The organism is Aeromonas sp. Y293-4 (assembly GCF_027705905.1).
GTDB classification, from domain to species: Bacteria; Pseudomonadota; Gammaproteobacteria; order Enterobacterales; family Aeromonadaceae; genus Aeromonas; species Aeromonas veronii.
This window is the reverse complement of the sequence record NZ_JAPDCI010000022.1, coordinates 1-25,227: the sequence shown is the minus strand read 5'-3', so window position 1 is coordinate 25,227 and position 25,227 is coordinate 1. Positions and strand designations below refer to the sequence as shown.

24 protein-coding genes and 1 riboswitch are annotated in these 25,227 nt (G+C 59.6%); of the genes, 11 read left to right on the top strand and 13 right to left on the bottom strand.

All coding sequences use genetic code 11. The features are described 5' to 3' along the window. The first annotated feature begins 4 nt into the window (after positions 1-4). Genes OKC31_RS19100 through OKC31_RS19090 form a run of 3 tightly spaced genes read left to right on the top strand, consistent with a single transcriptional unit; the run spans position 5 to position 2,450 of the window. Entirely contained in the window at positions 5-823 is an 819-nt protein-coding gene (locus OKC31_RS19100) for a DUF3100 domain-containing protein (RefSeq protein ID WP_005341166.1), read from the top strand. Then, entirely contained in the window at positions 820-1,269 is a 450-nt protein-coding gene (locus OKC31_RS19095) for a hypothetical protein (RefSeq protein ID WP_247823944.1), read from the top strand. The genes OKC31_RS19100 and OKC31_RS19095 overlap by 4 nt, the downstream gene beginning before the upstream one ends. Further along, complete coding sequence (locus tag OKC31_RS19090; RefSeq protein WP_247823943.1) at positions 1,269-2,450, top strand: M20 metallopeptidase family protein; 1,182 nt, start codon at positions 1,269-1,271, stop codon at positions 2,448-2,450. The genes OKC31_RS19095 and OKC31_RS19090 overlap by 1 nt, the downstream gene beginning before the upstream one ends. A 90-nt stretch (positions 2,451-2,540) precedes the next feature. On the opposite strand, the gene OKC31_RS19085 is transcribed toward OKC31_RS19090, so the two are convergent. From OKC31_RS19085 to OKC31_RS19050, 8 genes are all read right to left on the bottom strand, one after another. Next, positions 2,541-3,500 carry a LysR substrate-binding domain-containing protein gene (locus tag OKC31_RS19085; RefSeq protein ID WP_247823942.1) on the bottom strand — a complete coding sequence of 320 codons (960 nt, stop codon included), beginning with the start codon at positions 3,498-3,500 and terminating at the stop codon, positions 2,541-2,543. Positions 3,501-3,635: 135 nt separating this feature from the next. Continuing rightward, entirely contained in the window at positions 3,636-4,262 is a 627-nt protein-coding gene (locus tag OKC31_RS19080; RefSeq protein WP_042052500.1) for a LysE family translocator, read from the bottom strand. A 104-nt stretch (positions 4,263-4,366) separates the two neighbouring features. Continuing rightward, positions 4,367-4,861, bottom strand: a complete 495-nt coding sequence (ilvN, locus tag OKC31_RS19075; RefSeq protein WP_005311605.1) for an acetolactate synthase small subunit — start codon at positions 4,859-4,861, stop codon at positions 4,367-4,369. Then, positions 4,861-6,579 (bottom strand): acetolactate synthase 3 large subunit, encoded by a 1,719-nt coding sequence (locus OKC31_RS19070; protein ID WP_043823044.1) that lies wholly within the window; start codon positions 6,577-6,579, stop codon positions 4,861-4,863. Before OKC31_RS19070 ends, ilvN begins: the two co-directional genes overlap by 1 nt. Positions 6,580-6,969: 390 nt before the next feature. Next, positions 6,970-7,122 carry a hypothetical protein gene (locus OKC31_RS19065; RefSeq protein WP_005339147.1) on the bottom strand — a complete coding sequence of 51 codons (153 nt, stop codon included), beginning with the start codon at positions 7,120-7,122 and terminating at the stop codon, positions 6,970-6,972. 37 nt (positions 7,123-7,159) lie between these two features. Next, entirely contained in the window at positions 7,160-8,269 is a 1,110-nt protein-coding gene (locus OKC31_RS19060) for an MJ1255/VC2487 family glycosyltransferase (protein ID WP_108540914.1), read from the bottom strand. Beyond that, on the bottom strand, positions 8,266-8,769 hold the full coding sequence (locus OKC31_RS19055) for a phosphatase PAP2 family protein (protein ID WP_199415536.1): 504 nt from the start codon (positions 8,767-8,769) through the stop codon (positions 8,266-8,268). Before OKC31_RS19055 ends, OKC31_RS19060 begins: the two co-directional genes overlap by 4 nt. A 126-nt stretch (positions 8,770-8,895) precedes the next feature. Then, entirely contained in the window at positions 8,896-9,516 is a 621-nt protein-coding gene (locus OKC31_RS19050) for a TetR/AcrR family transcriptional regulator (protein WP_005349170.1), read from the bottom strand. A gap of 408 nt (positions 9,517-9,924) precedes the next feature. Between OKC31_RS19050 and leuA the strand changes: the two genes are divergently transcribed. The 5 genes from leuA to OKC31_RS19025 all read left to right on the top strand — a co-directional run bounded on the left by leuA (position 9,925) and on the right by OKC31_RS19025 (position 15,855). After that, entirely contained in the window at positions 9,925-11,487 is a 1,563-nt protein-coding gene (leuA, locus tag OKC31_RS19045) for a 2-isopropylmalate synthase (RefSeq protein ID WP_128815260.1), read from the top strand. 192 nt (positions 11,488-11,679) lie between these two features. Next, positions 11,680-12,765 (top strand): 3-isopropylmalate dehydrogenase, encoded by a 1,086-nt coding sequence (gene leuB / locus OKC31_RS19040; protein WP_247823941.1) that lies wholly within the window; start codon positions 11,680-11,682, stop codon positions 12,763-12,765. A gap of 33 nt (positions 12,766-12,798) precedes the next feature. Next, a complete protein-coding gene (leuC, locus tag OKC31_RS19035) occupies positions 12,799-14,196 on the top strand; it encodes a 3-isopropylmalate dehydratase large subunit (protein WP_158111898.1) in 1,398 nt (465 codons plus the stop codon). A 12-nt stretch (positions 14,197-14,208) separates the two neighbouring features. After that, positions 14,209-14,808 (top strand): 3-isopropylmalate dehydratase small subunit, encoded by a 600-nt coding sequence (leuD, locus tag OKC31_RS19030; protein ID WP_106842200.1) that lies wholly within the window; start codon positions 14,209-14,211, stop codon positions 14,806-14,808. 117 nt (positions 14,809-14,925) lie between these two features. Continuing rightward, entirely contained in the window at positions 14,926-15,855 is a 930-nt protein-coding gene (locus tag OKC31_RS19025) for a transglutaminase domain-containing protein (RefSeq protein ID WP_247824169.1), read from the top strand. A gap of 30 nt (positions 15,856-15,885) precedes the next feature. Here OKC31_RS19025 and OKC31_RS19020 read toward each other — a convergent pair whose 3' ends face one another. Continuing rightward, a complete protein-coding gene (locus tag OKC31_RS19020) occupies positions 15,886-16,176 on the bottom strand; it encodes a PilZ domain-containing protein (RefSeq protein ID WP_005339160.1) in 291 nt (96 codons plus the stop codon). Positions 16,177-16,265: 89 nt separating this feature from the next. Further along, positions 16,266-16,356, top strand: a riboswitch (TPP riboswitch). Between the two features lie 60 nt (positions 16,357-16,416). On the opposite strand from OKC31_RS19020, the gene thiB reads away from it, so the two are divergent. Genes thiB through thiQ form a run of 3 tightly spaced genes read left to right on the top strand, consistent with a single transcriptional unit; the run spans position 16,417 to position 19,695 of the window. Further along, a complete protein-coding gene (gene thiB, locus OKC31_RS19015; protein WP_247823940.1) occupies positions 16,417-17,397 on the top strand; it encodes a thiamine ABC transporter substrate binding subunit in 981 nt (326 codons plus the stop codon). After that, complete coding sequence (gene thiP / locus OKC31_RS19010; RefSeq protein WP_247823939.1) at positions 17,394-19,013, top strand: thiamine/thiamine pyrophosphate ABC transporter permease; 1,620 nt, start codon at positions 17,394-17,396, stop codon at positions 19,011-19,013. The genes thiB and thiP overlap by 4 nt, the downstream gene beginning before the upstream one ends. Then, positions 19,000-19,695 carry a thiamine ABC transporter ATP-binding protein gene (gene thiQ, locus OKC31_RS19005; protein WP_247823938.1) on the top strand — a complete coding sequence of 232 codons (696 nt, stop codon included), beginning with the start codon at positions 19,000-19,002 and terminating at the stop codon, positions 19,693-19,695. The genes thiP and thiQ overlap by 14 nt, the downstream gene beginning before the upstream one ends. Positions 19,696-19,777: 82 nt before the next feature. Here thiQ and OKC31_RS19000 read toward each other — a convergent pair whose 3' ends face one another. The 4 genes from OKC31_RS19000 to OKC31_RS18985 form a co-directional block, all read right to left on the bottom strand. Continuing rightward, positions 19,778-21,148, bottom strand: a complete 1,371-nt coding sequence (locus tag OKC31_RS19000; RefSeq protein WP_005358170.1) for a PhoH family protein — start codon at positions 21,146-21,148, stop codon at positions 19,778-19,780. A gap of 220 nt (positions 21,149-21,368) precedes the next feature. Beyond that, complete coding sequence (locus OKC31_RS18995; protein WP_144713660.1) at positions 21,369-22,052, bottom strand: TSCPD domain-containing protein; 684 nt, start codon at positions 22,050-22,052, stop codon at positions 21,369-21,371. 10 nt (positions 22,053-22,062) lie between these two features. Beyond that, a complete protein-coding gene (locus OKC31_RS18990) occupies positions 22,063-24,210 on the bottom strand; it encodes an adenosylcobalamin-dependent ribonucleoside-diphosphate reductase (RefSeq protein WP_247823937.1) in 2,148 nt (715 codons plus the stop codon). A gap of 211 nt (positions 24,211-24,421) precedes the next feature. Next, positions 24,422-24,874, bottom strand: a complete 453-nt coding sequence (locus tag OKC31_RS18985; RefSeq protein WP_005349109.1) for a pullulanase — start codon at positions 24,872-24,874, stop codon at positions 24,422-24,424. Between the last annotated feature and the right edge of the window lie 353 nt (positions 24,875-25,227).

The following is a 25,227-nucleotide window of genomic DNA, read 5'->3' as shown; positions in this document are numbered from 1 at the left end:
GACTATGCAGCAAACCAGCCCCCTCAAGACGGTCACGGTCAGCATATTGGCAACCGCCATGCTGATCTTTGTGGCCCAGTACCTGATAGGCAAACAGGAGATCAGGATCGGCATCGCCATCATCCCGATCCTGCCGATGCTCTTTGCCGTCATCATCGGCATGATTGTCTCCGCCAAACCGGTCAAGGATCGCATCCCCGGCTGGAAACAGCTCTTCACCGAAAAAGAAGAGGGCTTCTGCGGCAAGATGGTAGGCTTCAGCCTGCTGATCCTGGGCACCCAGTATGCGGGGATGATCATCCCCAACCTGAAGATGATCCTGAGCGTCGGCGTGCCGCTGTTCCTGCAAGAGATTGGCAACCTGCTGCCGATCCTGATCGCCATCCCGCTGGCGGTGAAGTTCGGCTTTGGCCGTCGCGCCATCGGGGCCTGCTCCTCCATCAGCCGTGAGCCGTCCGTTGCGGTCATTCAGGGCAAGTTCGGCACCGGCTCCCAGGAGTACATCGGTGTGCTGGCCATCTACCTGTGCGGCTCCGTTATCGGCACCCTCTGGTTCAGCGTACTGGGCAGTATCGCCCCGCTCACCGGCCTGCACCCGCTGGCGCTGGCTGCCGGCTCCGGTGTGGGCTCGGGCTCCATGCTGAGTGCCGCCTCCGGCGCCCTGATCAACGGTCTCGACGAAGCACTGGCCCAACAGGTGCTGAGCATCGCGGCAGCCTCTAACCTGCTCTCGTCTGCCCTCGGCGCCCTCTCCCTCACCTATCTGGGTCTGCCGCTCGCTGAAAAAATCTATGCCCTGACAGCCAAAGGAGAGAAAGCATGAAAAGCATCGTAATGGATATGCGGTTCGTCTTTCTGGCGATCCTGCTGGCCATGTTTACCCAAACCCTGACCAGCGGCACCCCGCTCTGGCTGATGGGTGACAGCTTCATCGCCATGTCGCTGGTGGTGTTCGCTTCGCTGATTGCCAAGCGCTATCTGCCCTCCTCCCTGCCGGCGTTTGCCTATGCCACCATCATCGGCATTCTCATCTGCCTGCCGGAGACCCCGGTGCGCGGTCTCTTCATTGACGCCGTCGCCAAGATCTCCTTCCTCTCCTGCTGCGTACCGCTGCTGGCCTTCGCCGGTCTCTCGGTGGGCGGTCAGCTGGAAGAGCTGAAGAAGATGTCCTGGAAAGTGATCCTGATCTTCATGATCGTCTCCACCTGCTGCTTCTTCGGCGCCTCGCTGGTAGCCCAGCTCGGCTTCTCCATTCAAGGGATCATCTGATGAACAACATCCACATTGAACCGGCCTTGCTGGCCCTGCGCGACTTCAGTCAGGAAGTGCGCCACCATCTGCACACCATTCCGGAGGCTTCCGGCGTCGAGTTCAAGACCTCGGCCTACTGCCGCGAGCTGATGACAGGCTTTGGCTACTGTCTCACCGACTATCCGGGCTTCACCGGTTTCCACGGCGATCTGGTGGTTGACCCGGTACTGCCGACCATCGCCTTCCGTGCCGACATGGATGGCCTCGAGATGCACGACATGAGCGACGTTACGTTCAAGTCGACCCACGAGGGAATGGCTCACAACTGTGGTCACGACTCCCATATGGCGATCGCCCTGACCGCGGCCAAATTTCTGGCCGCCAACCGCGATCGCTTGCAGTACAACGTCCGCTTTATCTTCCAGATGGCGGAAGAGGATATGCGGGTGCCGGGCGCCGAGAAGATGGTGGAGCTGGGCTGCATGAAGGGAGTAGACGAGGTCTATGCCCTCCATAACGACGGCGCCATGGAGACCGGCACCATCAAGTTCAACCACGGTGTGATGTCCTCCTGGGGCTCCGCCTGGACGCTGGATGTGCACGGCATCTCCGCCCACGGATCCACCCCCCACAAGGGGCTGGATGCCATCCGCGAAGCGGTGCGGATCATCGAGGATATGGACTACATCGTCGCCAAGCGCACCAGCCCGTTCAGCCCGGCGGTGTTTGGCTGCGGCATGATCAACGGCGGCACCATCCCCAACGCCATCGCCGACCATGTGCAGGCGCGCGGCACCATCCGTGCCATGGATGCCGAGACCGACCAGATCCTGAAGAACAGCTTCAAGGAGATCGTGGCCCAGAGCGAACTGCGCGGCTTCAAAACCAAGATGGTCTATGCCGGGTATCCGGCGGTCGAGAACCACGCAGAGGCCTGCGCTCGTCTGTTGCAAGCGGCCGTCGACGTATTGCCCTCCGAGGGGATCAACGCTCAGGGTCAGCCGATGACCGGCAGCGAAGATTTCAGCTACATGGTCAACGCCTGCCGTGGCCGCAAGGGGGCCATGTTCTTCCTCGGCAGCGGCTGTCAGGCCAAAGGGATCTGCAACTATCTCCATGCAAACCCCTACTACCTCGATGACGACTGCCTGCTGGTCGGAGCCCAGATCTTTATCAATCTGGCGACCCGCAGCGCTTAATCCCGCCTACCGATAAAACCAGAAGAGAGGCCATGGCCTCTCTTTTTTTATCTCTGCATGTTTGCTCTGTGTACGATAAACAACCCGCGGCTAGAGCCACGGCAACTCCGCCATATTGGCAGTCGGCGGCTGGTTGATAAGGTGCAGCTGTACCGTCTCCCGGCTGATATGGGGGGCGTAGAGGTGGATAAAGTCGTACATGTAGTCGCGCAGGTGGGCATGTTTGCGCAGGCAGATATGGGTGGCGCTCGAGGCGATCAGGTGGTCGATGTTGAGGCTCACCAGAGCCTCCCTATCCCCCTCGTCAAAGGCTACGCTTGCAATCACCCCGACCCCCATGCCGAGCCGGACGTAGTGCTTGATCACGTCGGTGTCGGTGGCGGTCAGCACGGTTTTCGGCGAGAGGCCGTGACGGCTGAAGGCCTTGTCCATCTTGGATCGGCCGGTAAAGCCGAACACATAGGTGATGAGGGGATAGCGGGCCAGATCCGCCATCGACAGCGACTGGCAGTCGATCAGCGGATGACCGTGGGACACCACTACGCTGCGCCCCCAACGATAGCAGGGCACCGCGGCCAGCTCATCGAACAGATACATGGACTCGGTGGCGATCGCCATATCCACATCGCCGCTTTGCACCATCTGGGCCAGTTGGGCAGGCGCCCCCTGATGGAGCTGGATCGCCACATCGGGATAACGACGGCTGAACTCGGTGATCACCGCTGGCAGCTTGTAGCGAGCCTGGGTGTGGGTGGTGGCGATACGCAGCACCCCGCTGGTGGCCAGTTGCTCCCCCAACGACAGCTGGTTGATCTGCTCCACCTGCGCCACTACCCCCTTGGCCAACTCCATCACCTGCTCGCCTGCGCTGGTCAAGCCGACCAAATTTTTCCCTTTGCGGGTAAAGAGGGCGAGCCCGAGCTCATCTTCCAGCATCTTCATCTGCTTGCTGAGGGTCGGCTGGGAGGTATAGAGCTTCTCCGCCGTCGCCGAGATGTTGAAGTTGTTCTTCACAATCTCGGTAAAGTTCTTGAGCCGGGCGATGTTCATCTGGGCAAGGGATCTCGCTGCTGCGGCCAGTGGGGCTGACCTGAAAAAGAGAGAGCGGGGCTGGCCCCGCAACTAACCGCCGACCATACCACAGCGCGGCGCACGATAATCTGCCCTAGGTCAGAAAGCGGCGAGCTAGTCGCTGGCCAGCTTGATCCCGAGCCCGACAAACAGGGTGCCGATACCCCGGTTGAGCCAGCGACCGAGACGCAGTGACAGCCGTACCTTGTGGCTGGCATAGACGGTGGTAAAGACCAGCAAGTGACACCAGATGATGCCGCCCAGATTGAAGATGCAACCGAGCAGGATAAAGGCGAGCGCCTTGTCGGGGGCATCCGGTGCGATGAACTGGGGCACGAAGGCGAGGAAAAAGAGCGCCACCTTGGGGTTGAGCACATTGGTCAGCACTCCCTGCCGGTAAATCTGACCATATGAGAGGGCTGGCAGGGTGGCCCCTCTCTCCATTGACCCCGTAGCCTGCTGGCGCAGCAGAGAGAACCCCAGATAGATGAGGTAGATGGCGCCAGCCAGCTTGATGAGGGCAAACAGCTCGGCCGACGCGCTGAGCAGGGCCGACAGACCTAGGGCCGCCGCCAGCACATGCACCATGACACCGGTGCCGATGCCCAACGTCGCGACCGAACCGGCACGCCACCCTTGCGAGCCACTGCGCAGCATGACCAGCAGGGAGTCGGGTCCCGGCATGATATTGAGCAGCAACCCCGAGACCATAAACAGTGCAAGATCATGAATACCGAACATCCCCGCTCCCCTCGTAAAGAAAAACCAAACAAAAAGGGCTCCGCAGAGCCCTCTTTTCTTTCACTCTGTGGCAGCTGACGCATCATCAGCTGTCCCGCCAGCCATCAGGGCCGCAGCGCCTTGTCCGCCCGCGAGATGCCGCAGACGCCGGAGCGCACCACTTCGATGATCTCGTTGGTCTGGGCGGCAGTCTTGATAAAGGCATCCAGCTTCTCGCTGGTGCCCACCAGCTGTACCGTGTACTGCTCGGGGGTGACATCGACGATCTGGCCACGGAAGATATCCGCCAGCCGTTTCAGCTCGTCACGGGCTCCACCGGCGGCGCGCGCCTTGACCAGCGCGATCTCCCGCTCGATATGCTCCCCTTCGCTCAGGTCGCACACCTTGAGCACATCCACCAGCTTGTGCAGCTGCTTCTGGATCTGCTCCAGCACCCGCTCGTCACCCATGGTGACTATGGTCATGCGCGACAGGGTGGGATCCTCGGTCGGCGCCACCGTCAGGGTCTCGATGTTGTAGCCGCGCTGGGAGAAGAGACCCACCACGCGGCTCAGGGCGCCGGATTCGTTCTCCAGCAGTACTGAAATGATGTGTCTCATCAGGTTCTCTCCGTCTTGCTCAGCCACATCTCATCCATGGCGCCAAACTTGATCTGCATCGGATAGACGTGCTCATCCGGGTCGACCGAGATATCCATGAACACCAGCCGATCCTTCATGGCGAAGGCTTTCTCCATGGCGCTCTCCAGCTCGGCCGGATCGCTCACCGCGATACCGACGTGGCCGTAGGCTTCCGCCAGTTTGACGAAGTCCGGCAGGGACTCCATGTAGGAGTGGCTGTGACGACCGCCGTAGAACATCTTCTGCCACTGCTTGACCATGCCCAGCGCACGGTTGTTGATGGAGATGATCTTGATGGGCACCCCGTACTGCATGCAGGTAGAGAGCTCCTGAATGTTCATCTGCACCGAGCCGTCGCCGGTGACGCAGCAGACCACCGCATCCGGGTTGGCAAACTGGGCCCCCATGGCTGCCGGAATACCGAAGCCCATGGTGCCGAGGCCCCCCGAGTTGATCCACTGGCGCGGTTTGGCAAACGGGTAGTAGAGGGCCGCAAACATCTGGTGCTGGCCCACGTCGGAGGCAACAAACGCCTGACCCTGAGTCACCTTGTAGAGGGTCTCGATCACCTGTTGCGGCTTGATCTGGGTAGCCGACTTTTCGTAGGCCAGACAGTGACGAGAGCGCCACTGGTTGATCTGGCTCCACCAGTCCGCCAGCGCCTCCTTGTCGTTATCGAAGCCACACTCGCGGATCACTTCCAACATCTGCTCCAGCACGGTTTCCACCGAGCCGACGATAGGCACATGGGCCTGCACCGTCTTGGAGATGGAGGTGGGGTCGATATCGATATGAACCACGGTCGCATTGGGGCAGAACTTGGCCACGTTGTTGGTGACGCGGTCATCGAAGCGGGCTCCCACGGCGAAGATGAGATCCGCGTTGTGCATGGTCTTGTTGGCTTCGAAGGTGCCGTGCATCCCCAGCATGCCGATAAATTGCGGATGGACACCGGAGAAAGCCCCCAGCCCCATCAGGGTGGTAGTCACCGGCAGATTCAGCAGCTCCGCCAGCTTGGTCACCAGATGGTCCGCATTGGCGTTGATGGCGCCGCCGCCCACGTACATCACTGGGCGCTGGGCATCCACCAGCAGCTTGGCTGCCCGCTTGATCTGCCCTTTATGGCCAGACTTGGTCGGGTTGTAGGAGCGCAGGGAGACCGTCTCGGGATACTGGTAGGGGAATTTTTCTTTCGGGTTCTGCACATCTTTGGGCAGATCCACCACCACCGGCCCCGGGCGGCCGCTGGCGGCAATGTAGTAGGCCTTCTTGATGGCCTCGGGAATATCGCTCGCCTTCTTGCACAGGAAGCTGTGCTTCACCACTGGGCGGGAGATACCGATCATGTCGGTCTCCTGGAACGCATCCTCACCGATCATGCTGGTCGGCACCTGGCCGGAGAGGATCACCAGCGGAATGGAATCCATATAGGCAGTGGCAATACCGGTAATGCAGTTGGTCGCTCCCGGGCCTGACGTTACCAGCACAGTCCCCACCTTGCCGGTGGAACGGGCGTAACCGTCAGCCATGTGAACCGCGGCTTGCTCGTGCCGCACCAAGACATGCTCCATCTTGCCGTTTTCGAAGAGAGCGTCATAGATGTCGAGCACTGAGCCACCAGGGTAGCCGAAGACGTGCTCAACTCCCTGATCTTCCAGCGCTCTAACCACCATCTGGGCGCCTGATAACATCTCCATGATAAAGCCCTCCAGGCTTTGCTCCGTTTAGCGAATCCCGCCGACGATGCTGTGCTTCCCGGCACGGCCCGATCCGTTTCTTGTTGTTATCTGAATGCAGATCGGCCCAATTCAGCCCCGTCGACAGTAGAAAAAAAGGATTTTTCCGTCATTCACCCGAAAATAGGGTGAAAAACCAACTTAACCCGCTTCATAACGCTTGTCCACGGCTTTATCTGACCAGAACAGTCATACATTTCAACCGGCTATTAACATTCAATGACTTGCTGTAGCGACCATGAGACAAAAGGGAAGGAAGTCGGGGAATGGCCAGCGGATCATTCCGCAGAGGGGAAAAACAGCCACAAAAAAGCCCACCGCTCAGCGATGGGCTTGATGCCGAATGATGACTCAGTTCTCCTGATCCGGCTCCGCCAACCAGATCTGCTGATCCGGATCGGTCTCTTCACTGACCGAAATGCTGACACCCATATCGAGCAACTCGTGCAGGGTGAGATTGTCAGCCAGGTTCATGACTTCGCCGTTTTCATTGGTAAAGCGCATTTGCTCCGTCCTCTCCTTGGTGGGATCGCCTTTCAGTCTAGTCAACAACGCTCACTTGCGATAACCAGCAACTGGATAAACAGTCGCCCCCATCCAGCTCGCTCAGGCGATCACTCACCTCCTCCGGAAACAGGGTGCGCGCCCAGAGCCGCCGCGACAGAGAGGCCACGCTCTCGTCAGCGCCCGCCGCCAGCCAGCGGGCCAGCTCCCCCGCTACATCGGGGTAGCAAACCGCCCCCGGCGAGGCGCTGTCGAGCCAGGTGCGCACCAGATTGGCATCGAGCACATCCATCAGGGTCGCCAGTCCCATCATCTCGAGGGTCTTGCCGTTGGTCAGCTGCTCGAACTGGCCGCCGAGGGGTTTGACCAGCAGTTTCTTGCCGAGGGTGAGCGCCTCGGAAGCCAGCTCGAAACCTGCGTTGGAGATGACGCCGCGACAACCGGCCAGCACGGCGATAAACCCGTGTCGCGACGGCGGCTCGAAGCGCAGATTGCGCCATTGGCTCGGGGTGCGAATGGCGGGGTGAAAGCAGACGAAGCGCTGCTGACCAAAGCGCGACAACAGGGCGGCGATCGCCTCGGTCTGCTCGAACGGCAGATAGACCAGGATCTCGCCGTTATCCGGTGCGGTGGCAATGGGGTCGATCACCGGCGGCAGCAAGGGGTGACCGAAGTGAAACCAGTGCAGCCCGAGCGGCTGATCCACAGGAGCAAAGTGGCGCATCAGCTGGCGGCTGACCCCATCCTCCCCCCAACGCGGTATGGGCCAGTTGAAGCTGGCCTGATGACTGACGGTGAGGCTCGGCTTGCCATAGCGGCGGGCAGCGTGGGCGGTCAGCGGCTCAAAATCGCTCACCACCAGATCGTATTCGCTGCAATCGAGAGACCGCAGATCCCGCCAGAAGGTGAGCGGCGAGGCGGCCTGCAGGGTGCGCCACGGAGAAACTCGCCCCTCGTGACTGACAAAAGTGAGGCCGGGAAAGGCGCGGTAGGCGCCGAACTCCTCCATGTCGAAGTAGCGGTCGGCGGGGCGGCCGCTAAAGAGATAATCCACCTCGACCCCTGCCGTGCGCAGCGCCCGCGCCAAAGTGCGACTGCGACTGATATGACCGTTGCCGGTGCCTTGCACCCCAAACAGTATCCTCATGAGTGGCTCCAGCCGAGCGCCAGCACGGCGCAACCGCCCCCCAGCAGGGCACCGGCCACCAGATCGCTCAGGTAGTGTACCCCGAGCAGCAGCCGGGATGCTCCCACCAGCGCCGCCCAACCAAACAGCAGGGGTGCCCAGAGCGGAAAGCCGGTGGCCAGTATGGTGGCCATCAGAAAAGCGGCGGCGGTGTGGCCGGAGGGGAGGCTGTAACGATCGGAGGGGGTGATAAAGACCGGCAAGCCGACCGGCCGTTGCCGTTTCAGGCTGTTTTTCAGCAGCAGATAGAGGGGCAGTTCGATGACGAAGGCAAGTAGCGCCAGTCGCACCAGCTCCCGCTCTGCTTCCCCCTGCCACCAGAGCAGGGCGGCCAGCACGACGTAAAGCGGGCCATCACCGGTACGGGAAATGAGACGACTCACCCTCGCCTGCTGCCGGTTGTAGCCGTGAAGCAGGCAGACCCGGCACACCTGCAGGTCCCATTGCTGGATCTTGTTCATATCCCCTCCTTCCCTGAATTCTGCTTGCAGAGTAAGAAAGCGGGATGACGTTACGTTGAACAAGGGATAACAGATTTATGAAAAAAGGGCCGAATGGCCCTTTTTAATCTCGATGTTGCGGCAAAATCAGTGGCTGCCGCGCAGACCGGTCTCCATCAGACGGCAGTTGTGGTCCGCCAGACGGGCCATGAAGTGCTCATCCACTTTCAGGCCAAACACCTGCTCGTAGAGATCTTTCATCACGAATGGCTGCCACATCATGCTGAGGAAGGAGATCTTCAGCATGTCGGGATCCAGATTGTCACCCAGCTCGCCGTTGGACTTCATTGTTTCCAGCAGGGCATCGAACTGCGGCAGCTGGCGTTCCAGCAGGCGGTTCAGCACAAAATCCCGGCCCGGGCTCTTCTCGGTCGACAATGCGCTGGAGATGGCAGAGGTCAGCTCGCTGTTGGGCGCCATCACCTGATAGTAGGTGTTGAGCAGCTCGTTGAGGCTGTGATTGCTGTGTTCATCTTGCCAGGCATGGTCGAGGGGCTCGGCGACATCGCCCAGCACCGCTTTGTAAAGACCCTCTTTACTGCCGAAGTAGTAGTGGATCATTGCCAGATTGGAGCCAGCAAGCTCCGCGATTTCGCGTGTAGTCACCTTGCTATAGGGAGTATTGAGAAAACGCTCACGGGCGGCAGCAAGCAACTTGTCACGAATGTCAGAACGTCCGACCGGACGACCAGGTCTACGTTTTTCCATTTAACACCTCAGATAATTCAGCCAATGCTGATAAGTCGATCTGGTTGTGCAGAGAATAGAGCACAGCAGGAATGACCAGATAATCGGTCATGGGCCGAATATGGGACAAGGAAATTTGCAATCCTTTACAATCCGATTAAATACGTCAGCAGATTGCCCCTGACCTTCCGTGTTGACACAGCATAAAAATCTCGATATTGGTAAAAGCGTTATCGACTGGAAGGAATAACAACGTCATGCGTATCGCCACCCCGCTACTACTAATCTCCCTAATCGCGTTAACTCGCGCGGGATCCTTGTAGCCGGGCTAAGGCATAGCCGGAATTTACAAAAACCCGTGCACCCTGCACGGGTTTTTTTATGCCGCCGCAGGATGCACGTTACCGAACTTAGGAAGAGGGAAGTCACATGTCAGATCGGGTCATCATATTCGACACCACCTTGCGTGATGGTGAGCAGGCCCTGGCGGCCAGTTTGACAGTCAAGGAGAAGCTGCAGATCGCCCAGGCGCTGGAGCGGCTCGGTGTCGACGTCATGGAGGTGGGCTTCCCGGTCTCCTCTCCCGGCGATTTTCAATCGGTGCAGACCATCGCCCGCCACATCAAAAACAGCCGGGTCTGCGCCCTCGCCCGCGCCCTGCCCAAGGATATCGACGCCGCAGGTGAAGCCTTGCGGGTCGCCGAGGCCTTCCGCATCCACACCTTTATCTCCACCTCCTCCATCCATGTGGAGAGCAAGCTGAAAAAGAGCTTCGAGGATGTGCTGGAGATGGGGGTCGGCGCCATCAAGCACGCCCTGCGCTACACCGATGATGTGGAGTTCTCCTGCGAGGATGCGGGCCGCACGCCGATCGATAATCTCTGCCGCATGGTGGAAGCCGCCATCAAGGCGGGGGCCCGTACCATCAATATCCCCGATACCGTGGGCTACACGGTACCGACCGAGTTCTCCGGCATCATCCACACCCTGTTCAACCGGGTGCCCAACATCGACAAGGCGATCATCTCGGTCCACTGCCACGATGATCTGGGGCTCTCGGTGGCCAACTCCATCGGCGCGGTGCAGATGGGGGCCCGCCAGATCGAGTGCACCATCAACGGCATCGGCGAGCGGGCGGGCAACTGCTCGCTGGAAGAGGTGGCGATGATCCTCAAAACCCGCGCCGACCTGCTCGGGGTGCAAACCAATATCCGCCACAACGAAATTCATCGCACCAGCACACTGGTCAGCCAGCTCTGCAACATGCCGGTGCAGCCCAACAAGGCGATCGTCGGGGCCAACGCTTTCTCCCATAGCTCCGGCATCCATCAGGATGGGGTGCTCAAGGCGAAAAATACCTACGAAATCATCACTCCCGAGAGCATCGGCCTGACCCAGAACAACCTCAACATGACCTCCCGCTCCGGCCGCCACGTCATCAAGCACCGGATGGAGTCCATGGGCTACGCCGAGAGCAGCTACGACCTCGACCACCTCTACGGCAAGTTCCTGACCCTGGCCGACAAGAAGGGTCAGGTGTTCGACTACGACCTCGAAGCGCTGGCCTTCTTCAGCCAGATCCACGAAGAGCCGGAACACTTCAAGCTGGAGTATCTCGGGGTGCAGAGCGGCAGCTCGGTACTGGCCACCGCCTCGGTCAAATTGAAGGTGGGACAGAATCTGATCTGCGAAGCGGCCACCGGCAATGGCCCGGTGGATGCGGTCTACCAGTGCATCAACCGCATCACCGGCTATGAGATCCGCATCGACAAATATGCCCTCAAGAGCAAGGGCGAAGGGGAAGATGCCCTCGGTCAGGTCGATATCGTCGCCGAGTACAAAGGGCGCAAATTCCACGGCATGGGGCTGGCCACCGACATCATCGAATCCTCGGCCCACGCCCTGCTCCATGTGATCAACAGTATCTGGCGCGCCGATCAGGTGGCCGAGCAGATGGAACGCAATAACAGCATCAAATCAGAAACCGTCTGAACAGGGCCCGGAACCAAACAGACGGGATGGAATGACAGCATCACATCGGAAACCGTCTGAGCAGGACTCGCAGCCACACAGACGGCATGGAATGACAACATCGGGACGGGGAACGTCTGAACCGGCAACCGCGCACAGATTAGCGAAAACCGGACAGAGGGATCTCAAAGACAATATCAGGATGGAGAGTGTATGAGCAGTTATCGGATCGCAGTATTGCCGGGTGACGGCATTGGCCCGGAAGTGATGGCCGAGGCCGTCAAGGTGCTGGAGAAGGTGCAGGCCCAGTTCGGCCTCGCCTTCGAGTATGATCACCACGACGTGGGCGGCATCGCTATCGACAACCACGGCACCCCGCTGCCGCAAAGCACCATCGCGGGTTGTGAAGCGGCCGATGCCGTGCTGTTTGGCTCGGTGGGCGGCCCGAAATGGGAACATCTGCCCCCTAACGATCAGCCTGAGCGTGGCGCACTGCTGCCCCTGCGCGCCCACTTCAAGCTGTTCTGCAACCTGCGTCCGGCCCGTATCTATACCGGTCTGGAACAGTTCTCCCCGCTGCGCGCCGATATCTCCGATCGCGGTTTTGACATCGCCTGCGTGCGCGAGCTGACCGGTGGCATCTACTTCGGCCAGCCCAAGGGGCGTGAGGGAGAAGGGGCGAACGAGAAGGCATTCGACACCGAGGTGTACCATCGCTTCGAGATTGAGCGCATCGCCAAGATTGCCTTTGAGTCGGCTCGCGTGCGCCGTGGCAAAGTCACCTCCATCGACAAGGCCAACGTGCTCGCCTCTTCCATTCTGTGGCGCGAGGTGGTGACGCAAGTCGCCAAGTCCTATCCGGACGTAACCCTCAACCATATGTATATCGACAACGCCACCATGCAACTCATCAAGGATCCGTCCCAGTTCGATGTGCTGCTCTGCTCCAACCTGTTTGGTGACATCCTCTCCGACGAGTGCGCCATGATCACCGGCTCCATGGGACTGCTCCCCTCAGCCAGCCTCAACGAATCGGGTTTCGGCCTGTTCGAACCGGCCGGTGGTTCGGCCCCGGATATCGCCGGCAAGGGTATTGCGAATCCTATTGCCCAGATCCTCTCCGCCGCCCTGATGCTGCGCTACAGCCTGGGCCAGGAAGCCGCAGCTCAAGCCATCGAGCAGGCCGTGGCCCAGACCCTGGCCGAGGGTTACTTCACCGCCGACCTGCATCAGGCCAGCACCCGCCATCCGGTGCAGAGCACGTCCGAGATGGGTAGCCAGATCGCCGCCCGGATCTGAGCCGCATAACAGAGAACAAGGAAGAGAGAAGCAATGGCCAAGACCCTCTATCAGAAAGTATTCGACGCCCACGTGGTACGGGAAGTGGAAGGGGAGACCCCCCTCATCTACATCGACCGCCATCTGGTGCATGAAGTGACCAGCCCGCAGGCATTCGACGGCCTGCGCGCCATGAACCGCCAGCTGCGCCGCCCGGACCTGACCTGGGCCACCATGGATCACAACGTCTCCACCACCACCAAGGACATCGCCGCCTCCGGCGAGATGGCCCGCATCCAGATGGAGACGCTGGCGGACAACTGCAAGGAGTTCGGGGTTCGCCTCTACGATCTCAACCACAAATATCAGGGGATCGTCCATGTGATGGGCCCCGAGCTCGGCATAACCCTGCCCGGCACCACCATCGTCTGCGGTGACTCCCACACCGCCACCCACGGCGCCTTCGGCTCGCTGGCATTCGGCATCGGCACTTCCGAAGTGGAACATGTGATGGCGACCCAGACCCTGAAACAGGGCCGCGCCAAGACCATGCGCATTTCGGTCAACGGCAAGCTGGCCGAGGGCATCAGTGCCAAGGACGTTGTGCTGGCCATTATCGGCAAGGTCGGCCATGCCGGTGGTACCGGCTACGTGGTGGAGTTTGCTGGCGAGGCCATTGCGAGCCTCTCCATGGAAGGGCGGATGACGGTGTGCAACATGGCCATCGAGCTCGGCGCCAAGGCCGGCATGATCGCCCCCGACCAGACCACCATCGACTACATTCGCGGCAAGGAGTTCGCCCCCAAGGGTGAGGCGCTAGAGCAGGCCATCGCCTTCTGGCAGAGCCTCAAGAGCGATGAAGGTGCCCGTTTCGATGCCGAAGTGGTGCTGGACGCCGCCGATATCGCCCCGCAGGTCACCTGGGGGACCAACCCGGGCCAGGTGATTGCCGTCAATGAGCCGATTCCGGCACCGGAATCCTTCAGCGATCTGATGGAACAGCAATCCGCCCGCAAGGCGCTCGCCTACATGGACTTGCAACCGGGCCAGAAGCTCTCCGACGTTGCCATCGACAAGGTGTTTATCGGATCGTGCACCAACAGCCGCATCGAGGATCTGCGTGCCGCAGCCGCCATCGCCCGCGGTCGCAAGGTAGCCGCTGGCGTGCAGGCGCTGGTGGTGCCGGGCTCCGAACAGGTGAAGGCGCAGGCCGAAGCCGAGGGGCTGGACAAGATCTTCATCGAGGCCGGTTTTGAGTGGCGCCTGCCCGGCTGTTCCATGTGTCTGGCCATGAACAACGACCGGCTGCAACCGGGAGAGCGCTGCGCCTCCACCAGCAACCGCAACTTCGAAGGGCGCCAGGGCCGCGCCGGCCGCACCCATCTGGTGAGCCCGGCCATGGCCGCCGCTGCCGCCGTCACCGGCCGCTTCGCCGACATTCGCGCACTGTAAGAGGACATTTAGATGACAGGATTCAAACAGCATAAAGGGATCGTCGTCCCCCTCGACAGCGCCAACGTCGACACCGACGCCATCATTCCCAAACAGTTTTTGCAAAAAGTAAACCGCATTGGTTTTGGCAAGCACCTGTTCCACGACTGGCGCTTTCTGGACGATGCCGGCCAGCAGCCCAACCCCGAGTTTGTACTGAACCAGCCGCAATTCGCCGGTGCCAGCATTCTGCTGGCCCGCGAGAACTTCGGCTGCGGGTCTAGTCGCGAGCACGCCCCCTGGGCGCTGGCCGACTACGGCTTCAAGACCATCATAGCCCCGAGCTTTGCCGACATTTTCTACGGCAACGCCATCAACAATGGCATGGTGCCGGTACGTCTGAAGGAAGAGGAGGTCGACGCCCTGTTCCAGCTGGTCGCCGTCCAGCCGGGTATCGAGATCGAGGTGGATCTGGAAGCCAATCAGGTGCGCGCTGGTAGCCTCAGCTTCGGTTTCGAAATAGATGAGTTCCGCCGTTACTGCCTGCTCAACGGCTTGGATGCCATCGGTCTGACCCTGCAGCACGAGGCCGCCATCAGCGCCTTTGAGGCGAAGCAGCCGAGCTGGATTTAACGCGCCAGTTGCAAAAAAACGAGTAGAATCAACAGGGAGCTTCGGCTCCCTGTTTTACTGTCCGCGACGCTTCCCACTTTGGGCCACCGGAACTGGCCCGTGCCACAGGAAAGGATGATGAAGAGACCGACGGCAATTCCTCTGCTCTGTGCCCTGCTGCTTGCCCTGCCTGCGGATGCCAGCCAAACCAGCTTCAACAACAGCCTCGGCCAGATCAGCGTCGGCTGGCAAGATAGCGAAGGCAAACCCCAACAGCTCACCTACCGGCTCGAACAGGGCAAGTTACCGCCCCTTATCGCCTATCGCCCGGCCAGAATGCAGGAGGAGGTGTTGCAGGTGTTGCTGCGGGAGGTGCGCCAGAACTACCCCGAGGTGCAGTTCACCCTCGCCCGTCCCTCGCTGGAGCTGCATCTGAAAAGCCGCAATCAGGACAAGGCGCGCGAGGCGATGGCCTTTCTGCAGTCCAAGCGGAGCAAAGAGGAGCAGGCGTGGCTGACCAAACACTACTTCCAGTACTTCAACACCCCGGACGGGCAGCTGGCGGTGAAGCAGGATCATGTGCGCATCGCGCTGGAGAGTCGCAGCGGGCTGGCTCCGCTGGCGGATCAACTCAAGCAGCAGGGCAGCACCGAAACGGAAGCGCGCCAGAAGACCGTGGCCCATATGCTCACCTTTATCCAGAGCATCCCCTATCAGCAGCTCGACAGCCTGAACGGCAGGCAGGGCAAGGGATTTCTATCTCCCCGTCAGGTGCTGGAGCAGAACAGGGGTGATTGCGACAGCAAGGTAACCCTGATGGCCGCCATGCTGGCCCAGCTCTTTCCCGAGCTGAAACAGGCCATGGTGTTCGTCCCCGGCCATGCCCTGCTGGCCGTTGACCTGCCCGCCAAGCCGGGGGATGTGACCCTCAACTGGCAGGGGCAAAACTACCTGCTGCTCGAACCTACCGGTCCCGCTACCTTGCCTGCAGGCCAAATAGCATCGACCAGCAAAACGCTGGTCGATAGCAAGCAGTTGAGTGTGCAGCCGGTTCAGGAGAAAGGTTAATCCCCTCCCTCTGCCGATGGGGAGAGAGGATTAACCCTGAGGCAGAAACTCTACCGCCAGCAGCAACCCGCTCTCCTCCTCCAGCACCCGGATAATACGGGCATGGGCTTCAAAGGGGGGCAACAGGTTGTTGTTGGTGGCAAGACTGATCCGGATGGGCTGATTGATGTCGAGCTGGTGTTCAGAGACCGCAATCCCCATGCCGTTGGCACTGAGATCCCGGCAGATCCCCTCCAGCACCAGCTGCTGCTGATAGACGGTGACCGGAGCATTGATGACCATGCGCGCAAAGGCACGCCTTTCCTTGGTATTGGTAAGCACGCGAACATCCTCTGTTGGGTGGGCGTCATCTCATGGGTATTGCACAATTGTGCTGGTCTACCCAAAAGAACGTTAATACAATGCGGTTCGTTTCTCAAACGGGGTGCGGTTTACCGCTGAGATTATACCCGTGTACCTGATCCAGATAATGCTGGCGGAGGAATTTGAGGCATGGCGCTCATTTTTTGCGCCCTCACCCGCTGGCACCTCGTTATTAACAAGTAATAGGGAGTGCCACCCATGAAGACCCTGCTGCTGGTCACCACCGGCCTGCTGTCGGCCAATGTGTTCGCCGCCGACACCCTCACCGTCTATACCTACAGCTCTTTCACTGCCGAGTGGGGTCCGGGGCCCAAGATCAAACAGGCCTTCGAAAAAGAGTGCGGCTGCACCCTCAATCTGGTTCCCCTCGAAGATGGGGTCGCCATCCTCAACCGGCTGCGGCTGGAGGGCAACCACAGCAAAGCCGATCTGGTGCTGGGGCTCGATGATGCTCTCATCAGCGAAGCCAAGCAGAGCGGCCTGTTCGCCCCCCATCCTGCCAAGCTGGATGGCATCAAGGTGCCGGGTGGCTGGCAGGATGACACCTTCGTCCCCTACGACTACGGCTACTTCGCCTTCGTCTATGACAAAGACAAACTCAAGCAGCCGCCCAAGAGCCTGAAAGAGCTGGTGGAGCGTCCCGACCTCAAGGTGATCTATCAGGATCCCCGCACCTCCACCCCGGGGCAGGGGCTGATGCTGTGGATGAAGTCTGTCTACGGCGACAAGGCGCCTGCCGCCTGGGCCGAGCTTGCCAAAAAGACGGTCACCGTCACCAAGGGGTGGTCAGAGGCTTATGGCATGTTCCTCGATGGCGAAGCGGACATGGTGCTCTCCTACACCACATCTCCGGCCTATCACCTGATTGCCGCGAACAAGCCCCAGTATCAGGCTGCCGCCTTCGAAGAGGGTCACTACCGTCAGGTAGAAGTGGCCGCCAAGCTGAAGAGTGCCAAACAGGGGAAGCTGGCTGACCAGTTCCTGCAATTTATGGTGAGCCCCGCCTTCCAGAACGAGATCCCGACCGGCAACTGGATGTATCCGGTCATCGACACGCCGCTGCCCAAGGGCTTCGAGCAGATGATCACCGTAGCCAAGCCGCTCGCCTTCAGCAGCGATGAGGTGGCAGCCAATCGCAAAGGGTGGCTCCGCGAGTGGCTGCAAGCCGTCACCCAGTGAGCCGTTATCTGAAACCACAGGCTCGTCCCCTCTGGTGGTTGCCGGGCAGTGCAGCCACCTTGTTGATCCTGCTGTTATCCCTCGGGCCGCTCGCGGCCCTGTTGTGGCAGGCCGGTTCGCTGGCCCCCCGCACCCTGCTCGCAGACCCTTATCTGCGTCATGTGCTGGGCTTCAGTCTGGGACAGGCACTGCTCTCCACCCTGCTCAGTCTCGGGCTGGCCATTCCGGTGGCCCGCGCGCTGGCGCGGCGCCGTTTTATTGGCCGAACCCTGCTGATCAAGCTGTTTGGTCTCTCGCTGGTACTGCCGGTCATCATCGCAATCTTCGGTATCGTGGCGGTACATGGCAAACAGGGGTGGCTGCCGCAACTGTTGCGCTCATTGGGGCTGGATCCCGGCAACTACCTCTACGGTCTGTTTGGTATCCTGCTGGCCCACGTCTTCTTCAATATGCCGCTGGCGGCACGCCTGATGTTGCAGAGCATAGAGAGCATCCCCGAATCGAGCTGGCGCCTCGCCAGCCAGCTCGGCATGCGCTCATCTCACATCTTTAGGCTGCTGGAGTGGCCGCTTATTCGCGGCATATTGCCGGGGCTGGCTAGTCTCATCTTTATGCTCTGCTTCACCAGCTTCACTACCGTGCTGGCGCTGGGCGGCGGCCCCAAATCCACCACCCTGGAGGTGGCCGTCTATCAGGCGCTGCGCTTTGACTTCGATCTCGCCACCGCGGGCGGATTGGCGCTGGTGCAGCTGATCCTGACCGCCGCCCTGCTCGCCCTGCAACACAAGCTGCAGAGCACCCCGGCCAGCCGGGTGACGCCGCGTCGTCCCTGCCTGCGGCCGGACCGTCATCAGCCAGGCACGGCCGTGGTGGATCTGCTCTCGCTCTGTATCGGGCTCGCCATCTTTCTGCCACCGCTGCTGGCCATCGTGGTGGCAGGCCTTCAACCCGACCTGCTGACAGCGCTCACCTCCACCAAACTGTGGCAGGCGAGCGGTCAATCGCTGCTGATTGCACTGGCGGCAGGCACCCTGGCGACCCTGCTCGGCAGCGGCCTGCTGCTCACCAGCCGTCACCTCAAGGTGCGCACCCGCCAGCGGCGGGCTGCCGCCCTGTGGGAGGCCAGTGGTTCGATGATCCTGATGATCCCGGCGGTGGTGCTCTCCACCGGACTCTTTATCCTGTTTATGCCCTTTGCCGATGTATTCACCCTCGGTCCCTGGCTGGTGGTGCTGGTCAACGCCCTGATGGCGCTGCCCTATGTGCTGCGCACCCTCTCAGCGCCCATGCAGCTGGTGGTGCGCCAATACGACCGGCTGGCGGACAGTCTGGGGGTACGCGGCCTGCATCGCCTGCGACTGGTGGAGTGGCCGCTGCTGCGCCGCCCGCTGGCACTGGCGATGGCGCTGTCGATGATCCTCTCGCTGGGGGATCTCGGCGCCATCGCCATGTTTGGCAGTCAGGAGCTCACTACCCTGCCCTGGCTGCTCTATCAACAGCTTGGCAGCTATCGATTGACCGAGGCAGCCGCCACCGCTCTGCTGCTGCTGACGCTCTGTTTCTCTCTGTTCTGGCTGGTGGAACGGGGGCTTGGAGGAAAACATGCTGAACATTGATACGCTGGTGACCAGCTACCCCGACTGGCGCGTCAACTTCAGCGCGACCCTGCCCAAGGGAGAGATCACCGCACTGATAGGCCCAAGCGGCGCAGGTAAATCGACCCTGCTCGGGATGATCGCCGGCTTCGTGCCGGTGGAATCAGGCCGCCTCAGTTTCGATGGTGAAGACCTGCTGCCACTGGGCCCCGCCGAGCGACCGGTCACCACCCTGTTTCAGGATCACAACCTGTTCCTCCATCTGTCGGTGTTCGACAATATCGCCATCGGCTTGCACCCGGGCCTGCGCCTGAGTGCCGCCCAACGGGCACAGGTGCTCGATGCAGCCGGGCGGGTAGGCCTTGGTGAGATGTTAGACCGCCAGCCTGAACAGCTCTCCGGCGGCCAGCAGCAGCGGGTCGGGCTGGCTCGCGCGTTGGTGCGCGGCAAACCGCTGCTGCTGCTGGATGAGCCCTTCTCGGCCCTCGAGCCCGCCCTGCGCCGGGAGATGCTGGCGGAAGTGGCGAGGCTAGCCTGCGAACAGGGCATTACCGTACTGATGGTCTCCCACAATCCGGAAGATGCTCAGCTGATTGCCGATCAGGTGCTCTTTGTCGACGAGGGGCGCATCGCCCTGCAAGGCAAGCCGGATATTCTGCAAAACAGCGACTACCCGGGGCTGCTGCGCTACCTTGGACAGTGACCCAAGGACACTGAACTGGTGACGGGATCAAAAAAGGGAAGCCAAGTGGCTTCCCTTTTTCATATGAATATAGTCAGCTAAATCAGAGATTTTCCTCGGCGAACGAAGCCAGTCGGCTGCGCACCACGCCATTGAGGAAGATGTTGGCACTGCCGTCGAAATCCTTGAAACGCTCGACTATGTAGGTGAGCCCCGAAGTCACCGGGCTCAGGTAGTTGGAGTCGATCTGGGCCAGGTTACCGGAGCAGACGATCTTGGTGCCCTCCCCGCAACGGGTAATGATGGTCTTGATCTGGGATGCGGTCAGGTTCTGACACTCATCTAGCAGCACGAAGGTATTCTGGATGCTGCGCCCGCGCATGAAGTTGACCGATTTGAATTGGATGTTGGCCTTCTCCATGATGTAGCTGAGCGAGCCGCTCATGTTCTCGTCCTGCTTGTGCAGCACCTCCAGGGTGTCGGTCACCGCCGCCAGCCAGGGCATCATCTTCTCCTCTTCGGTGCCGGGCAGGAAGCCGATGCTTTCGGCAATTTCCGGGGTATTCCGAGTGACGATCACCTTCTCGTAAATGCCCTTCTCAATCACCAGCTCCAGCGCTGCAGCCATAGCCAGCAAGGTCTTGCCGCAACCCGCCGGGCCGGTCAGGATCACCAGATCGATGTGCGGATCGAGCAGTGCATCCAGCGCCATCCCCTGATAGACGTTCTTGGGATGCACACCCCACGCCTTGCGGGACATCAGCCGCTCGCGGCCCAGATCCTTGATGCGGATCTTGTTGCCATCGTGGCTGAGTACCCGGGCGGCGAAGAAATTCTCCTCATCCACCAGATACTGGTTTACATGAACCCCTTCCAGCAGATTGGCATCGATCACATGGATGGTGTCGCGGCCATGGGTCTCACTCTCGCACTCGCCAACCCGCTCCCAGAAGCTGCCGGGCACCACCTGAAAGCCTTTGGCCAGCAGGCGGATATCGTCGATCAGCTGGTCGCTACGGTAATCTTCAACGTGAGCAAGCCCGGCCCCCTTGGCCTTGAGGCGCATGTTGATGTCTTTGGTGACCAGCACCACCTGACGCTTCAACTCGTGCTTTTGCAGATAGAGGGCCGCGTTGATGATGCGGTTGTCGGCCTCCTTGTCGGTAAACACCTCGGCATCCTGCGGCAGATGGTGATCGCTGAAGATGCAGATATTGCCGCTCGCTTCGCCAGCCAGCGGAACGCCTTGGGTGATCTGATCCGGGGTTGCATCGCGGAACACATCTTCCAGCGCACGAATGGCCACCCGCGCGTCGCGGCTGACATCCTTGTTGCGATCCTTGATGTTATCGAGCTCTTCCAGCACCGTCATGGGGATGAGCACGTCGTGCTCTTTGAAGGAGTAGATAGCGAGGGGTTCGTGAAGCAGAACGTTGGTATCCAGGATAAACAGCTTTCGGTCCGTATTGTCCATAAGCATCCTCCTTGGCACTGAAGGGCCACGTGTGTGAATCTCAGATGTCATTGAAACCACACGGCCGTGACAGTTTTATTACCCTCAACGCTACGCCCGATTTTACTATCGCGCAACAAATCACTTGGCCGCCTGATTTGATTGAGCATAAAAACAGCAATAAAAAGACCGACGCTATGGCCGGTCTTTTTTTTATCGTTCAACTACTTGGGCATGTCTGTCAGCCGCACTTGGAGTCGCCACAGTTGAGGCAGGTCATGCAGCCATCCTTCAGCACCAGCGCCTTGGTGTGGCACTTGTAGCAGAGCGCGGCATTGGCCGGGAAACCACTGCCAGTCTGTTGCTCTTCAGCCTCCTGAGCCGCCTTCAACTCGGCCTGCTTCTCGGCCAGAAACGCCTGCTGATGCTCGTCCAACCCCGGCGCCTTGAGCATGCCGATCTCGGTGAGATGGCTCTCGATCACGTTGCCAATTTCGGCGATCAGCGATGGCACATACTTGCCCTTGTTCCAGTAGCCGCCCTTGGGATCGAATACGGAACGCAGCTCCTCGACCAGGAAGGTGACATCCCCACCCTTGCGGAATACCGCCGAGATGATGCGGGTCAGCGCCACGATCCACTGGTAGTGCTCCAGGCTCTTTGAGTTAATGAAGATCTCGAACGGACGGCGGGTTTCGTGAACCGTGCCCTCGTTGAGAATGATGTCGTTGATGGTGATGAACAGTGAGTGCTCGGAGACATGCTCCGGCGTCTTCAACTTGTAGGTGGTGCCCATCAGCCGCTCCGGGCGCAGCACGGTTTCGTGCATGTGCACCACGTCATCCTGCGCAGAGAGATCTTCTTGCGGCTCATCCTTGGTACGCACCTTATAGGCGACGATTTTCTTGTCGATCTTCTTGACCATAATGTCGTTCTCAGAATTTACCGTAATAGCCTTCTTTCAAGGCGTCGTAGAGGTTGGCGGCGGTATGCAGCTCACCATCGTATTCGATCTCTTCGTTCCCCTTGACGGAGATGACGGAGCCATCCTCCAGGGTGAAATCGTACAGGGTATTCTCCAGATCCTTCTCCTTCACCAGCACGCCCTGGAAGGCCTCCGGATTGAAGCGGAAGGTAGTGCAGCCCTTGAGACCAGAGTCCGAGGCATACATGTAGATGTCCTTGAACTGCTCGAACGGGAAATCGGTCGGCACGTTGGCAGTCTTGGAGATGGAGGAGTCGATCCAGCGCTGGGCCGCCGCCTGAATGTCCACGTGCTGGGCCGGGCTGATGTCGTCAGCAGTAATGAAATATTCCGGCAGACGGCTCGCCTCATCATCGGCATAGGGCATGGCGGCCGGATTCACCAGCTCGCGATAGGCCAGCAGCTCGAAGGAGTAGACATCGACGCTCTCCTTGCTCTTCTTGCCCGGCTTGATGACGTTGCGGCTGTAGTGGTGGGCAAAGCTCGGCTCGATGCCGTTGCTGGCGTTGTTGGCCAGGGACAGGGAGATAGTGCCGGTGGGTGCAATACTGCTATGGTGAGTGAAACGCCCACCCACTTCCGCCAGCTCGGCGACCAGCGCAGGATCCACTTCGGCAACCTGCTGCATATAACGGCTATAACGAGCGTGCAGCACCTTGCCCTTCACCTTGTCACCCACCTTGATGCCATCAGCCGCCATTTCCGGGCGCAGACGCAGCATCTTGCCAGTCACTTCAAACTCCTGCTCCATGATGGGGGCCGAGCCTTTCTCCTTGGCCAGACGCAGGGACTCCTGCCAGCCGGTCATCGCCAGCTCCTGAGATACCTGCTCGGTAAAGGCGACGGACGCGGCAGAACCGTACTTGATCTGCAGCATGGCCAGGGTCGAACCAAGCCCCAGGAAACCCATGCCGTGCCGGCGCTTGGCTGTGATCTCCTCGCGCTGTTTGGCCAGCGGCAGTTGGTTAATCTCCACCACGTTGTCGAGCATGCGGGTGAAGATGGCTACCACCTTGCGAAACGCCTGCCAATCGAACGCCGCGTTTTCAGTAAAAGGGTCGCGCACAAACTTGGTCAGATTGACCGAGCCCAGCAGACAGGCACCGTAGGGCGGCAACGGCTGCTCGCCACAGGGGTTGGTCGCGCGGATCTCTTCACAGAACCAGTTGTTGTTCATCTGGTTGACCTTGTCGATCAGGATGAAGCCGGGCTCTGCATAGTCATAGGTGGAGGTCATGATGACATTCCACAGCTTGCGGGCTGGCATGGTCTTGTAGACCTTGCAGGCGACCTGCCCCAACTCGTTGAATACAACCCCTTCCTTGTTGGGCCAGTCGGCCCATAGCACCTGAGCGGGATCATCCAGCGCAATGCCATCCTGCTCCACCTCTTTGGCGGTGTAGGGGAAGATCAGCGACCAGGGGGCATCCTCTTTCACCGCCTTGACGAAATCTTCGGTGATGAGCAGAGAGAGGTTGAACTGACGCAGGCGGCCATCTTCACGCTTGGCCTGTATAAACTCGATCACATCGGGATGGCGGATATCCATGGTGCCCATCTGGGCGCCGCGACGGCCACCGGCTGACGAGACGGTGAAACACATCTTGTCATAGATATCCATGAAGGAGAGCGGGCCGGAAGTGTAGGCACCGGCACCGGAGACAAAAGCACCGCGCGGGCGCAGGGTCGAGAAGTCATATCCGATGCCGCAACCGGCTTTCAGGGTCAGACCGGCCTCGTGCACCTTGCCGAGGATATCGTCCATCGAATCTTCGATGGTACCGGAAACAGTACAGTTGATGGTTGAAGTAGCAGGCTTGTGCTCAAACGCCCCCGCATTGGAGGTGATGCGCCCCGCCGGAATGGCCCCATTGCGCAGCGCCCACAGGAACGGCTCATACCAGGCCTCAGGCTCCAGCTCCTGCTCTGCCAACGCACGGGCTACCCGCTGGTAAGTCTCATCGATAGAGCTGTCGATGGGAGTACCATCCTTGCTCTTGAGGCGATACTTGCTATCCCAAATCTCGAGGGACGTTTCCTGCATGGGGATAAGGCGGGAGCCAAGCTCACTCTCCAGCACCGGGTTCGATTTAGCCATTTTCAATCAACCTTATGTGAATGCATCAACATCATGACAACAGCAGAAAACACAACTAATGGTGCCATCTAAAATTAATGGCACAACATATAGTACACCTGATGCCATGAGGGCGCCGATTCTAACCTAAAAAAATGCCCCGGCCAGCAGATTTCTGGGCCAGGGCACTTAACTGATTAATTTGCTGAGAGATTTAACACTCAGAGATAGATCAGGGCTTCTTGACGTAAACGGTCGGTGTTTCACCCGCCATATTCAGATAGAACTCGTAGACGCCATCAGCATCTGGTGAGAACTTCATGTCCTCATACTTGGAGCAAGGGTTGACCGGCACCGCCTCACCACCCAACACGGCAACACCATCACTCGGGCTCTTGTAGCCAAAGTTGGTACCGCAGCTCCAGCCTGAATCAGCAAACTTGAACTTGTAGGGGGCCCACTCTTTCTTGAGGGTGCCTTTGGCCATATAGAGCTTGTCGGCCACCTTGACTACCTTGCTTTCATCAGTCGCCATCCAGTCGTTCATCTCCCCGCGCAGGTAGATGGACTTGCCACCGAAGTCGCTGTTGTCTGCCCCCGCCTGCTCTGCACCACCATTGGATGCGCAACCGCCTAATACCAGGGTTCCCGCCGCCAGCATCATCGTTACTGTTCTTTTGAACATGGGTCTATTCCTTAAATTATTGTGATTCCTTGGTCCATCAATATGGACTGAAGAATTAAACCAGAGCAGGCATCACAAGAAAGGTAGAGGCATCACATTCTGTGCTTTTTATATCCAACACATTGAACTAGTGAGGAAATATCGAACAGAAAAGAGGCCTTTTTGGGGCTTTAGAAGGCTAATCAATGAATGACAAGAAGGGGGAAGTCTAATAATCCGGCGACGTGATGAATTGCAGGCAATAAAAAAACCCGCTCGATGAGCGGGGTTCTTAAGTTGGGTGCCTGGCAGTGTCCTACTCTCGCATGGCGAATGCCACACTACCATCGGCGCTACCGCGTTTCACTTCTGAG